Here is an 11,968-nt window from a genome sequence, read left to right as displayed (position 1 = left end):
GTCTTTGATGCTTTGTTTGAGGGACATCAGTTCGTTCAAGGAAATCCCATCTCTTGTGCTTTACAACGTGTGCTTAATATCCTTGATAAAGTTACTCTTAAAGAAGAATCTCAAGATTTTAAAACTCTCTCTAGGGATGTACAATTTTACACACGAGGAATTACAAGCCTTGAAGCACAACAAAACTTAATTGTAAAGCTTTATAATGAATTTTTCCGTTATGCTTTTCCGCGTACGGTAGAAAAATTAGGAATTGTTTATACGCCCATTGAGGTTGTGGATTTTATCATTCATTCTGTTGATGATGTTTTACGCAATGAATTTGGAAAAAGCTTGGGGTCACGGGGTGTCTCTATTCTTGACCCTTTCACGGGAACGGGTACCTTTATTACGCGGCTTTTACAATCAGATCTCATCAAACCAGAGGATATGGAATATAAATACCGTTATGATATCCATGCCAATGAGATTGTTTTACTCGCTTATTACATAGCAGCCATTAACATTGAAGCAACCTATCATGGATTGATGAAAGGTGATTACATTCCTTTCAAGCATATTGGTTTGGCTGATACGTTTCAGACGCTTAAAGAAAAAAATTTGATAGACGGTATGCTCAAGGAAAACAGTGAATATTTAGAACTTCAAAAGAAACTAAATATCGAAGTTATCTTTGGTAACCCTCCTTATTCTATAGGACAAAAGAGTGAAAACGATAACGCGAAAAATACTCCTTATCCGATTTTAGATAAACGGATCAGTGAAACTTATGCGGCTCAATCTAAAGCAAGTCTTATACGAGGTCTGTATGACAGCTATATACGTGCCATTCGCTGGGCTAGTGACCGTATAAAAGACCGTGGTGTTATTGGTTTTGTTACAAATGCCGGTTTTATTAATGGAAGTTCTATGGATGGGTTACGAAAATGCCTCGTTGAAGAATTTAGCAGCCTTTATATTTTCCATTTACGAGGAAATGCGCGGACTTCTGGAGAACAACGTAAGAAAGAAAGTGGTGGAATTTTTGGTGAAGGTTCTCGTGCCCCTATTGCTATCTCTATTCTCGTAAAAAATCCAAATGCACAACTGCATGGTAAGATATATTTTCGGGATATTGGAGACTATCTCAATAGAGAAGAAAAGCTCACGATAATTGAAGAATTTAAGAGTATTGATGGCATTACACGAAGTAAACAAGGTTGGAAAATAATTACACCGGATAAGCATGGGGATTGGCTTAGTCAACGTGATGACAGTTTCAAATCATTTTTAGCTATAGGTGATAAAGGTGATAAAAAAGGTCATGGTAAAAAATTTTTTGAAAATTTTTCTTGTGGAATTATCACTAGCCGTGATGCATGGGCATATAATGCAAGCCGTGAAGCTTTAGCAAAGAATATGAATAACATGATTGCATTCTACAATAGTGAAGTGGAACGTTTTAATGATACTTATGTACATGCTGATCATAAAGCACGTACAAGGGCTGTAAATGATTTTATCAATACGAATGCCGAAAAAATCAGTTGGAGTCATAATGTTAAACAAGAATTGGTAAGAGAAACAATCTTTGAACTTGAAGAAAAATGCTTCACACAAAGCCTTTACCGTCCTTTTACACGACAGTGGTTTTATTATAATCGCGTTTTCAATGAAAGAGTTTATCAAATGCCGCGGATATTTCCTATAGGGCAAACGGTTGAAAATAGAGTGATACAAATTACAGGTATAGGAGCAAATAAAGATTTTTCTGTTATTATGATTAAGACAGTATCTGATTTTCATGTGATAGAAAATGGACAATGTTTTCCACGCTATATTTATGAAGACACTACGGTTTCAAAAAGTAAAAATGAAAAACAAACCCATTTATTTACAAACTCTATAGAGGAAAACCAAACAACTGGTTTACAGAAGCGTGATGCTATTACTGATGAAGGTCTAGACCATTTTAAAGCTGCTTATCCTAATGAAACCATAACAAAAGATGATCTATTCTATTATGTTTACGGTCTTTTGCATTCGGAAGATTATCGCTCTCGTTATGCTGATAATTTATGCAAAGAATTACCTCGCATTCCTTGTGTAAAGAGTGCTGATGATTTTTGGAAGTTTGTAACAGCAGGGCGTGAACTGGGTCATTTGCACATGAATTATGAAGATGTAGAGCTTTATCCAGTGACCTTTAAAAAGGGTAATCCAAAACAGACTGAGATCTCTAATCCCGAAGAATTTTACTACGTTACAGAAATGAAATTTTCTGGGGATAGTAAGGAAAAGGATAAATCGACTGTTTTTTACAACAGCAATATTACCATAACAGATATCCCTCTTGAAGCTTATGAGTATATCGTCAATGGCAAACCCGCTCTTGAATGGGTTATGGAACGTCAATGTGTCAAGACTGATAAAAATAGTGGCATTGTTAATGATGCCAATCGCTATGCTGTTGAAACCGTTGGCAACCCTGCCTACCCTCTAGAGTTGTTTCAAAGAGTTATTACCGTAAGTTTAGAAACAATGAAAATTGTAAAAAACTTACCAAAATTAGAAATAAGAGAAACTGAATAACTTATAAAGCATGCTCACATAATAAGTATGATAAACTCATAAGGGGTATAGGGTCTTATACCTATAGGTTCTATCCCCCCTTTATACATTGCTTACATACAATCTTTAAAAGGAGTGTTTATATGCGTTATTCTAAAAAGAAATCATTTGCACTTTTAGATACTCTACTTTGGATTGCTTTAAGACTTTTAAGAAACCCACTCTTAAAGTGAATTAGATTTTTTTACATTGCCTTTAAAAGATTATACCGTAATCTAAAATGATAGCTTTGTTTAAAGAGAGTTATGTATATTCATTTTCTTATATTACTTATAGGTTTTGAAGGTTTCTCACACCCTCAAAACCCCTTCAAAACCCTCTTAAATATATATTACAGATTGTATTTACATGTTGTATTTAATATAGGTTGTTTGCTTAAAACTTTAACATATTGAAATATAATGACTTTTATTTCCAATTTAAAAAATAAAATAAGTAATAATAAAAGGAACCCTCAAAACCCTCGAAACTCATAACTATAATGATCTTGATAGCATCTTTTATGAGTTACAAGCTATCTTTTTAAAAGCTTTAAAGGGTCATACGCTTTTCATAAGACACATTTTAATGACTCACTAAAATAATCACTTTTGTCGGTTCAATTTACTGACAGATAACTGACAAGTTTTAATCAATTCACATCATTGTTTATCTTTAAAGATTGTATTCTTGATATGGGTTGTGTTTTAAAGACATTAACATATTGAAATACAATGTTTTTAATTTTACTCATTAAAAAAAATAATTATAGGGTCTAAAAAGGGCTGACAACACTGACACGGTCTATTATAAAGGGATTTTGCTAATCTCTATAATTATCAATCTCTCTTTAGATGTTTTCATACAGTCTATAAATCGCAATTATCCTATTTATCGTTTCTCTTATGAAAATGAAAAATGATGCCATGGCTATAAAGAAGATAACAGCTATAGAGAATGCGTAAAAACAGCAAGGTCTTATAATCATAATACAAATGAAGGCATTTGTTATAAAAACAGTTCCTATAAAAAGCTGTTAAGTTGCAAATGTGTTATAAACAAAATTCACAAAAAAATTTAAATTCATTTAGTGAAAAAATTGATAAGTTATAAAGTTAAAAATACGCATTATGAGAGCGTTTTTAAATATTATAAATGTATAGATTCAAAACAGAACGCAATCGTTTCATAAAGCTTATAATATAACTTTAAATGCATATAAATATAAAAGAAGCAATTCATAATCATAGGATATTATCAATACATAACGCATTAAAAAAATACAAAAAAAATATCAAAAAAAGATAAAATATTATTTGACAATAAATACGTATTTTGTTATATGAAGACGATACGCTAATTTTTGTATTGTTATCCCCATTTCCTCTAAAAAAGCTACTTTTAGAACTTCACTAGAATGGGCGGGGTTATGCGTCATTTGTTTTCATTCCTTTCATCAATGGTAATCTTGATAATCAACAAGCTCCACATCTGTTCCGATAAAGCGAAAAATAACACGCCAATTTCCATTCATCTTAAAAAGTATATTACTCCTTATGCGCATTGGGAACGGCTTTTCTAGATCCTAGTAAGCTGAATATATAGCCTTGTCCGATTAGAACTCCAAAAATCGTAACAAAAACGCCTATGATTTGCATGATTTGAGGGATGAAGCCGAACAGGATTTGCACCAATAAGGCTGAAATAGGTACAAAATTGAAAAATATCGCCGTCTTACCCGGACCTCGGATCGCTATTCCAATATTCCAAAATAGGTAGGCTAAAACTGATCCTGCAACCCCTATCCAAAGGAGTGCGAATAAACTAGCGCCGGACATAGACATCGTTTCTTGAAGAGGGGATTCGAATAAAAAGGTTAGGACGCCAAGGGCGACGGTGCCAGAGAGCATCGTCCAGCTTGTTGTTTCAAGCGGGGTTGCGTTCTTGACAAATGACCGCGTGCCAACGGTATAGAACGCCCAACCAATGGAACCTAAAAGAATCATAATATCTCCTTTGGCAAAGGAAACATGGTTAGACAAAAATCTCCCATTTGTTATGACTAAATAGACCCCGAACATGCTAATGAGCATCCCTATAACCCTCTCACAGGTTGGGAAAGATTTATTCATGATAGCTTCAATAATATTAGCACTAATAGGAGTTGTCGCCATGATGAGGGAGGCTGTTATGGGATTTGACGTTTGCAAGCCAACAAATAAAGCGCCATTAAACCCTGCCACACCGATAATCCCTAGGAAAATATAAGAAATAAAATTTTGCGATAAAACATGCCACCGCAAGCCTTCTTTGAAAATCATAATTAAAAATATGGCGATTACGGCAATGAAAAACCGCTCAAAAGAAGCTGTCCATGGAGAAACAGTCGTTAAAGCTATCTTAGTGGCTTGGAAATTGGAACCCCACAAAAAGGTTCCTACGAGGGTTAAGACAAGAGCTATTCTGGGCGTGATTTTCATTGGATAGATCCTTATACTTGATACCAAAGTGGAGCATCGAGACGTATAGAAGAAATTTGTGCGGTATTAGATGAGGAAAGAATAAAGTTGACCGCGGAAGCAATGTCATCTGGGTGAAGCATTTTGGTAAGATTCTCTGGAGGTATCTCTGGAAATCCTTTAAAATTGCGACGAAAATCCGTATTAACTTTATCAACTTGGATTGAACAAACACGAATATTTTGTGGCATTCCCCATAAGCGCAACCCACCAGTATAGCCCTCTACAGCAAATTTAGAAGAAGAATATGAAATTAAAGAAGGATTGTATTCTACACCCCATATGGATGAAATATTTATAATATCGGCGCGAATTTCCTTTTTTAGATAGGGTAAAGTAGCAACTGTTATATAGAACATTCCTTTAATATTCACATCAAATGTTTCAGCACATTCTTGAGCATCAATTGTTTCTGGATCGCCACTATAACAAATGCCTGCTACATTAACTAAGACATCAAGACCACCAAATTCTGAGATAACCTTATGGACAGAAGAGTCAATGGCTTCACGACCATCATTTGACTTAATTGAAGCCTCTCCAACCTTATAATAGCTCTTTAAAAAGTCATGGGCTTCAATCGCGCGCTTAATCTCCTCCAATGAACTTTCTGCTAGCGAATTTTGAAACTGACGTGCACAAAGAATAGTCCCTGATATTCCCTGCATGCCAAATTGATAGCCTTTTAAAGCAGCCATCAAGGCAAATGATCTTGTCTTCCCAGATCCTCGTCCACCCCAAGCCGCTCGTACCAAAGCCTTACCTGTAAATATCGGCATAAGCTTTGGTACAATCTTAATCTGTCTCGTTGTCATGAACCAAAGGCGCTATTTCCACACGCCCTATCATCTTAATGGCTCCCCCATCTTCCCCTGTCACTTGCAAAGGCAACACCTTACCAAGCAAACCTAAATAAGCAGCAGGACATTTGAGTGCTTGCTTTTCAAGATAAGAGAGCAAACCATCATCACCATATTTTTTACCAGCACGCTCTGCTGCTTTAAGCACAGCCTCTTTCAAAAGACGTGTTGTTTTATTGGGAACGCCTTTTAATCCAAAAGTATCTGCACCATGACTGGACCAATCATGTTCTGCTCCCAAACCAATATTACGCTTCTCATCCCATTTCTCATGATACCAATTCAGTGCCTTACGCCCCGCTACAGTCGTCTCCTCATTAAACCAAACAGAGGGTAGAATACGTCGCACTGCCTCTATTCGCATTTTGACAGCCCCAGCCCCTTGATTAGGAATGACCTGCGTTTCAAAACCCGCATCATTTAAAGCACTTTCAAAACTCACATTGTGCACACGGTCTCTAGTCGCACCATCATGGGGAAGAACCATTAATGCCTTCTCATAGCCATTGTAACGCAACCAACCGATATGCTCGGATAAAGGCTGCCCTTGCGCTTCGTAATAATCAAGCACTCTAATCTCTCTACCTACAAATTGTGCTATCCATATCGCTGTTGCATCTGCCTTGGCTCCTGTGCCCCCAATATCCCAAAAGGCGCGTATCTGCATTAAAGGATCACGCGCAACACGCCCTATCCGCCCCTCCTGCTCGGCTGCCAACATTTCCTTTTGATAGTAAGCACCCTGAACCGCTGTAAGATAAGCCCCTTCCCATATATGCTTATAAGTCTCGGGGCGGTTTCTCAAATCATCAAGCCGCGCTTCATTCAAGATCTTGGGAAACTTGGGATTGTCTGACCAATTAATCTCTACACGCTTAATGGCTTCATTGTCTGAAAACCGAAACCGCCTTTCAACCGGTGCATTATCTCGCAACGGGTTCCATGTGACCCATAACTCTGCTCTCCACCCCTCTCCCTCTTCACGCAACGTTGGAATGAGTGTCTGCCAAGCGGTCTCTGTAACGGGCTCTGCCTCATCAACCCAACAAAGCAAAATACGCCCCATCGATTTGATACTGGCTATATTACGGTCCAGACCAGAAAACTGAAACGCTATACGACCATCATTTGATTTAATCGAAGCCTCTCCAACCTTGTAATAGTCCCTTAAAAAGTCATGGGCTTCAATGGCGCGCTTAATCTCCTCTAAAGAACTTTCTGCAAGCGAATTTTGAAACTGACGTGCACAAAGAATAGTCCCTGATATTCCCTGCATGCCAAATTGATAGCCTTTTAAAGCCGCCATCAAGGCAAATGATCTTGTTTTACCAGAGCCTCGTCCACCCCAAGCCGCGCGGACCAAAGCATCCCCTGTAAAAATAGGGATAAGTTTTGGTACAATCTTAATCTGTCTTGTTGTCATGAACCAAAGGCGCTATTTCCACACGCCCTATCATCTTAATGGCTCCCCCATCTTCCCCTGTCACTTGCAAAGGCAACACCTTACCAAGCAAACCTAAATAAGCAGCAGGGCATCTTATTGCCTGCTTTTCCAGATAAGAGATCAAACCATCATCACCATATTTTTTACCAGCACGCTCTGCTGCTTTAAGCACAGCCTCTTTCAAAAGACGTGTTGTTTTATTGGGAACGCCTTTAACCCGCCCTTGCCCCGCCTTTGGTGGCATTTTTTGGGATTGTGGAGCCTGCTTTGTATTTTTCGCTGTCATAAAATACTTTCTCCAAATAACAAAAAACCCCGCAAAACGCAGGGCTCTAAATCATCATGTCAATTGAACAAAAGGAGTTAATGAGAAATTCTCTGCTGTAATTTTAGACGCAATTCGACCAGTACAGCAGCGCCATAAAACACTATTATTCACACCATGTCAACAAAAAATCACGATATTGTATATTTTTTTATTTTATTGCCTAAATATAGTGTCTTTAGCACCAAGCAACACCTCACAATTGTATCCTCTAAACGAATCAATTATATGACTGGGAACTGCTAAAAAAGGGGGGAAACTATGGAACCAATATCAATGTATTTTGGCGCAATAGTAGTAATAATTGATATACTATTTATATCAGGTTCTCTATCTCTTCGAGTTTTGACAGCAATATCGATTATTTCTATTTTCTGGTCAATCTTTAGATATGTATTTTCGTCGCACTACTGTGAAATAGGTGATAATTATTATTATGATAGTCGTGATTTCACGCACGTACTGATATCTATAGCTATAATATCTACAGGAATCCTCCTCTACGAGTCCTTAGATGTGGGAATAATAGTACTCGTAATTACAGTACCAATCATGCTGTTTTTGTTTCTTTTGTATGTAGAGATCGAAATCACAATTTGCCTAGTAATAGGAATCTCTATACTTCATTTTTTCGGAGTCCCAACAAAAATTTTGTTGGTAATAACAATCTTCTCTGTTGGTCTGTATGAGTTTTTAGCGTCAAGAGGACTTAAAATTTTTTGCGATACTCATAATGAGCTAGTTAATTCTTATAATTTAGTGATAAAAGACCGTGACAACACTGTTAGAGAACGAGATGAGGCGATTGAAGAACGGGACGAATTAAAAAAGAAATTCAAACATTTAGATTACTCAGATGATTACTTTTAAATCAACATAGCGATAAGCTTTTATGAAAATATTTGCCCAGCCTTTGCTTCAGTTTGTTAACACCTAATCGTCCAAGCCAAGCTCTTTCCTCACCTCTTCAGAGCTATAAAAAGTACCCTCTCCTCTTCGAACACGCTCTCTTACTTGTGAAGCTAAATAATAATCCTCTGCTTCCTCTATTCCACGTTCAATAATCTCGCGTAAATAAAAAGACTTTGTACGTCCTGTCTTAGCAGCTAAATTATTCAAACGTGTTTCGAGATCACTTGGCAATCGAATAGATATCGTCATAACGCAATCCTCATCTTTGTACTCATTGTAATACAAATACAACAAATTGTACAGAAAAACGTTTCACGTCATATCGCTTGCTTTGGCAACATTCTCATAAATGCCGCAAGAAGTTACGTAAGAAATGTTGCTAGTTTAGCAAGGACTTCGTTCATAATCACAGAGGGAACTGCTTCCATTTTCTTTCCCTGACGCGCTCTAATATCAAGAGCACGTGGTTGATCACAACGTATTACGCCCGTTGTATGTAATCCGGCTCCTGCTAATGAGACAGCAAAGCCTGCTGTTCTCGCAAAATTTCCTCCGCTTGTAATAGGCAAGACAATAGGTGTTTTTGTTACACGATTAAATGGCTCTGGTGACACAATTAATACAGGACGCGTTCCTTTTTGTTCATAACCCGAAGAAGGATCAAGAGATACCAGCCAAATTTCGCCTCGCTTCATCACAACAGCTCTTTACCAACAGGTTTAGTATCAAACCATTCCATATCATCATCCGCAAAATCATCCGAAGGATTACATTGCGCTAACAATTCTTCAAGAGTATAGCTAGGGAGTGACTGTGGCTTTACAATCAAGCGTCCATTATCAATAGCCAAACCAACTTGTGTGTTTTCAGAAAGATGAAGAACATCAAGCAGCGCCGGCGGTATAGAGAGCATAACAGACCCTCCAACTTTACGTAATTTTGTTGTGTGCATAAAACACTCCCTTTAATATTATATAAAAATATAACATTCTAATGCATATTCTTCAAGAGCTTTTCACGCTTGTATGGAAAAAGAACAATAAACATCTACCATTTATTTTTTTTATCAAAATATTTATGAAGCGCATTCAGAGCAATCTGCAATGAATTTACAAGATGTGGTAATATTTGATCTTCACTAACAAGATATTGTAGAGCTGCATAAAGATTATACTGTTTATAGAGGTATTGTGTTTCTTTGATTACCTCTTGCATGTTACAAAACTGTTCTGTTGCACGTTCAACCCACTTCTCTCTTGCTTTGTCATCAGAAGATGATGGCATTTCATCATAAACAGCGCTTGGCAAACCTTTTGCACACGAATAGTCATTTTTCACTTCAAGATATTTTTGCGCAGCATCATACTGATCTTGAGTAAGCACGCCTTGCAAACATAGCCGCCCAACATAAGACCCCGCAAGCGGATTTTTAGCCTCTTCTATGGTCAAACAGAAGCGTTTAGCACGCATTTCAATTGCCAATTGATTAACAGAATCTTGACATACTTTCGCTTGTGAAATGTAGGCATCTTTCTTTCTCATACATCCCCCGTATCTGTGGAAACCATATTCTTATTTTTGCTCTATTTTTTAATCAAAATGGCATGCTGTCATGAGCAGATATGCCATAATCATCAGCACCTGAAGCAATAGCATAACTTTGAGAAGTGACAGATGAAGAGGACGCAGATTGCTCTTTCTTTGCATCAAGCAAATGCAACTCGCCTTTGAATTGTGGTAAAACAATCTCTGTTGTGTAACGGTCATGACCATTTTTATCTTGCCATTTACGGGTTTGTAATTTGCCTTCTACGTAAACCTTTGAACCTTTATGGAGGTATTGAAGTGCTATTTTTGCCAAATGCGGATTAAAAACCACAATGGAATGCCATTCCGTTTTCTCTACTTTTTGATGGGTATTTTTATCTGTATAGCTCTCAGAAGTAGCCAACCGAAAATTGACTATTTCAGCACCAGAAGTCATCGTTTTGCTTTCGGGATCTGCCCCTAAATAGCCAATTAAAATCACTTTATTCAACATGTTTGTGAGTTCCATTTGATTTGCATTTTATATACGTAAAATCCTATCATAATTTGTTTATTTTTTCAAATATTTCAAAAGGATATTATTTTTTATTAACATATAACATTATGTTTCACATAACAAATTAATAAATAATCGATTGACATAAGTGTATGGTGTATCGTATCAAGTAGCAAAGGGTAATATTATGGCAATCGTTAGTTTTAAGCATAAAGGGTTGAAGTTATTTTTCGAAAAAGGAATTTGTAAAGGAATACAACCTGCACATGCTAAAAAACTAGCTAACATTTTGGTAATTTTAGATACGATATCTGCTCCTGAACAAATGACGATTAGATCCTATCGTCTCCATGAGCTTACAGGCGATTTAAAAGGCTATTGGTCAATGCGTGTTAATGCAAATTGGCGTGTTACTTTTCGCTTTATCGGAACAGATGTTGAACTTGTTGATTATCAAGACTACCATTAATTTTTGAGGTGTTATCATGATGTACAATCCCCCACACCCTGGTGGTATTTTGAAAGAAGAATTGCTTGATGAATTAGGCTTAACAGTAACAGAGGCTGCAAATCATCTTGGTGTTGCACGTTTAACTTTATCACGTGTTTTAAACTGTCATGCTGCAATCAGTATTAACCTTGCTTTACGCTTAGAAAAGGCTGGTTTAAATGATGCGGAATTTTGGCTTAAATTACAACAAAAACATGATCTGTGGCAAGCACGGCATAATAATCCCATACCGGATATTTCGTCTTTAGAGCAAGTAAGCCTCCTTAGCAATTAAGACTTGGCTTGACCGATTTTTCGCTTAAAATACATCAAATGGCTTTTGATAATTTTTTAATTTCTTTGTTGATCTCATCAATGAGCGGTTCGTAATTGAGAACGCTTTTAGGTACAGCACCGCCATAAATCCACGCTTTTACTTGCGCCTTGGTACTAAAATCCGCATTCTTAGGTATTTCGTAATACTGAGCGCCGTCAAACTTTTCACACTCTCTTGTGCCATCTTCATATTCGTAGAGATTGTAAAAATACTCTGCCGCCCCATCTCCCCAAGGAACATACCCAACAGCCGTTGCAATAAATTTTTTGTGCATTACTTGCATAGGCTGTTTACGTTTTTTAAAGAATCGTCGTTTTAATATTTCCATGTTTTAATTCCTATTTTTACCAATAGGTTAATTTACCTCAAATTTGACCGTACAGAGCGTTTTATATTACAGATGTTGTTTTCATCATAAAATCTTTAAATCGCTTTGTACGGTATCTTT

At 36.9% G+C, this 11,968-nt stretch carries 14 protein-coding genes and 3 pseudogenes; 4 read left to right on the top strand and 13 right to left on the bottom strand.

Translation table 11 applies throughout. The features are described from left to right. Window positions 1-2,571 (top strand): type ISP restriction/modification enzyme (locus tag PVV57_RS08810; RefSeq protein ID WP_273783889.1); only part of this gene is annotated, 2,571 nt, incomplete at its 5' end. 1,351 nt (window positions 2,572-3,922) lie between these two features. Here PVV57_RS08810 and PVV57_RS08805 read toward each other — a convergent pair. The 7 genes and pseudogenes from PVV57_RS08805 to PVV57_RS08775 all read right to left on the bottom strand — a co-directional run. After that, window positions 3,923-4,027, bottom strand: a pseudogene (locus PVV57_RS08805) (transcriptional regulator); the annotation flags it as partial. Between the two features lie 18 nt (window positions 4,028-4,045). Then, window positions 4,046-4,123, bottom strand: a pseudogene (locus PVV57_RS08800) (Killer protein); the annotation flags it as partial. A 13-nt stretch (window positions 4,124-4,136) separates the two neighbouring features. Beyond that, window positions 4,137-5,069 carry a DMT family transporter gene (locus tag PVV57_RS08795; protein WP_273783888.1) on the bottom strand — a complete coding sequence of 311 codons (933 nt, stop codon included), beginning with the start codon at window positions 5,067-5,069 and terminating at the stop codon, window positions 4,137-4,139. 11 nt (window positions 5,070-5,080) lie between these two features. After that, a complete protein-coding gene (locus PVV57_RS08790) occupies window positions 5,081-5,923 on the bottom strand; it encodes an SDR family NAD(P)-dependent oxidoreductase (RefSeq protein ID WP_273719264.1) in 843 nt (280 codons plus the stop codon). After that, window positions 5,904-6,215, bottom strand: coding sequence for a hypothetical protein (locus tag PVV57_RS08785; RefSeq protein ID WP_273783891.1), 312 nt, complete (start codon window positions 6,213-6,215; stop codon window positions 5,904-5,906). The genes PVV57_RS08790 and PVV57_RS08785 overlap by 20 nt, the downstream gene beginning before the upstream one ends. A 537-nt stretch (window positions 6,216-6,752) precedes the next feature. Continuing rightward, window positions 6,753-7,391: pseudogene (locus tag PVV57_RS08780) on the bottom strand (phage terminase large subunit); the annotation flags it as partial. Beyond that, on the bottom strand, window positions 7,372-7,698 hold the full coding sequence (locus PVV57_RS08775; protein ID WP_273719265.1) for a hypothetical protein: 327 nt from the start codon (window positions 7,696-7,698) through the stop codon (window positions 7,372-7,374). The gene PVV57_RS08775 and the pseudogene PVV57_RS08780, both read right to left, overlap by 20 nt. 300 nt (window positions 7,699-7,998) lie before the next feature. On the opposite strand from PVV57_RS08775, the gene PVV57_RS08770 reads away from it, so the two are divergent. Continuing rightward, window positions 7,999-8,607 carry a hypothetical protein gene (locus tag PVV57_RS08770; protein WP_273719266.1) on the top strand — a complete coding sequence of 203 codons (609 nt, stop codon included), beginning with the start codon at window positions 7,999-8,001 and terminating at the stop codon, window positions 8,605-8,607. 63 nt (window positions 8,608-8,670) lie between these two features. Here the strand turns inward: PVV57_RS08770 and PVV57_RS08765 are convergent, their stop codons facing one another. The 5 genes from PVV57_RS08765 to ssb form a co-directional block, all read right to left on the bottom strand. Beyond that, entirely contained in the window at window positions 8,671-8,898 is a 228-nt protein-coding gene (locus tag PVV57_RS08765; protein WP_007346764.1) for a DUF6290 family protein, read from the bottom strand. 113 nt (window positions 8,899-9,011) lie between these two features. Further along, on the bottom strand, window positions 9,012-9,344 hold the full coding sequence (locus PVV57_RS08760) for a type II toxin-antitoxin system PemK/MazF family toxin (protein ID WP_273719267.1): 333 nt from the start codon (window positions 9,342-9,344) through the stop codon (window positions 9,012-9,014). Next, complete coding sequence (locus tag PVV57_RS08755) at window positions 9,344-9,601, bottom strand: AbrB/MazE/SpoVT family DNA-binding domain-containing protein (RefSeq protein ID WP_273719268.1); 258 nt, start codon at window positions 9,599-9,601, stop codon at window positions 9,344-9,346. The genes PVV57_RS08760 and PVV57_RS08755 overlap by 1 nt, the downstream gene beginning before the upstream one ends. Before the next feature lie 95 nt (window positions 9,602-9,696). Further along, window positions 9,697-10,191, bottom strand: a complete 495-nt coding sequence (locus PVV57_RS08750) for a hypothetical protein (protein ID WP_273719269.1) — start codon at window positions 10,189-10,191, stop codon at window positions 9,697-9,699. A 52-nt stretch (window positions 10,192-10,243) separates the two neighbouring features. After that, window positions 10,244-10,690, bottom strand: coding sequence for a single-stranded DNA-binding protein (gene ssb / locus PVV57_RS08745; protein ID WP_273719270.1), 447 nt, complete (start codon window positions 10,688-10,690; stop codon window positions 10,244-10,246). A 190-nt stretch (window positions 10,691-10,880) separates the two neighbouring features. Between ssb and PVV57_RS08740 the strand changes: the two genes are divergently transcribed. After that, on the top strand, window positions 10,881-11,162 hold the full coding sequence (locus PVV57_RS08740; protein WP_273719271.1) for a type II toxin-antitoxin system RelE/ParE family toxin: 282 nt from the start codon (window positions 10,881-10,883) through the stop codon (window positions 11,160-11,162). A gap of 16 nt (window positions 11,163-11,178) precedes the next feature. Beyond that, complete coding sequence (locus tag PVV57_RS08735) at window positions 11,179-11,478, top strand: HigA family addiction module antitoxin (protein ID WP_273719272.1); 300 nt, start codon at window positions 11,179-11,181, stop codon at window positions 11,476-11,478. A 34-nt stretch (window positions 11,479-11,512) separates the two neighbouring features. On the opposite strand, the gene PVV57_RS08730 is transcribed toward PVV57_RS08735, so the two are convergent. Then, complete coding sequence (locus PVV57_RS08730; protein WP_273719273.1) at window positions 11,513-11,848, bottom strand: hypothetical protein; 336 nt, start codon at window positions 11,846-11,848, stop codon at window positions 11,513-11,515. Between the last annotated feature and the right edge of the window lie 120 nt (window positions 11,849-11,968).

Source organism: Bartonella sp. AU15XJBT (assembly GCF_028618615.1).
In the GTDB taxonomy this organism is placed as follows: domain Bacteria; phylum Pseudomonadota; class Alphaproteobacteria; order Rhizobiales; family Rhizobiaceae; genus Bartonella.
This window is presented reverse-complemented; position numbering and strand designations above follow the sequence as displayed.

Excerpts from the sequence above, each read along its gene's own strand:
- PVV57_RS08750 (WP_273719269.1), bottom strand. The coding sequence starts at position 10,191 with ATGAGAAAGAAAGATGCCTACATTTCACAAGCGAAAGTATGTCAAGAT.
- PVV57_RS08770 (WP_273719266.1), top strand. The coding sequence starts at position 7,999 with ATGGAACCAATATCAATGTATTTTGGCGCAATAGTAGTAATAATTGAT.
- PVV57_RS08760 (WP_273719267.1), bottom strand. The coding sequence starts at position 9,344 with ATGAAGCGAGGCGAAATTTGGCTGGTATCTCTTGATCCTTCTTCGGGT.
- PVV57_RS08730 (WP_273719273.1), bottom strand. The coding sequence starts at position 11,848 with ATGGAAATATTAAAACGACGATTCTTTAAAAAACGTAAACAGCCTATG.
- ssb (WP_273719270.1), bottom strand. The coding sequence starts at position 10,690 with ATGTTGAATAAAGTGATTTTAATTGGCTATTTAGGGGCAGATCCCGAA.
- PVV57_RS08790 (WP_273719264.1), bottom strand. The coding sequence starts at position 5,923 with ATGACAACGAGACAGATTAAGATTGTACCAAAGCTTATGCCGATATTT.
- PVV57_RS08795 (WP_273783888.1), bottom strand. The coding sequence starts at position 5,069 with ATGAAAATCACGCCCAGAATAGCTCTTGTCTTAACCCTCGTAGGAACC.
- PVV57_RS08735 (WP_273719272.1), top strand. The coding sequence starts at position 11,179 with ATGATGTACAATCCCCCACACCCTGGTGGTATTTTGAAAGAAGAATTG.
- PVV57_RS08775 (WP_273719265.1), bottom strand. The coding sequence starts at position 7,698 with ATGACAGCGAAAAATACAAAGCAGGCTCCACAATCCCAAAAAATGCCA.
- PVV57_RS08755 (WP_273719268.1), bottom strand. The coding sequence starts at position 9,601 with ATGCACACAACAAAATTACGTAAAGTTGGAGGGTCTGTTATGCTCTCT.
- PVV57_RS08765 (WP_007346764.1), bottom strand. The coding sequence starts at position 8,898 with ATGACGATATCTATTCGATTGCCAAGTGATCTCGAAACACGTTTGAAT.
- PVV57_RS08740 (WP_273719271.1), top strand. The coding sequence starts at position 10,881 with ATGGCAATCGTTAGTTTTAAGCATAAAGGGTTGAAGTTATTTTTCGAA.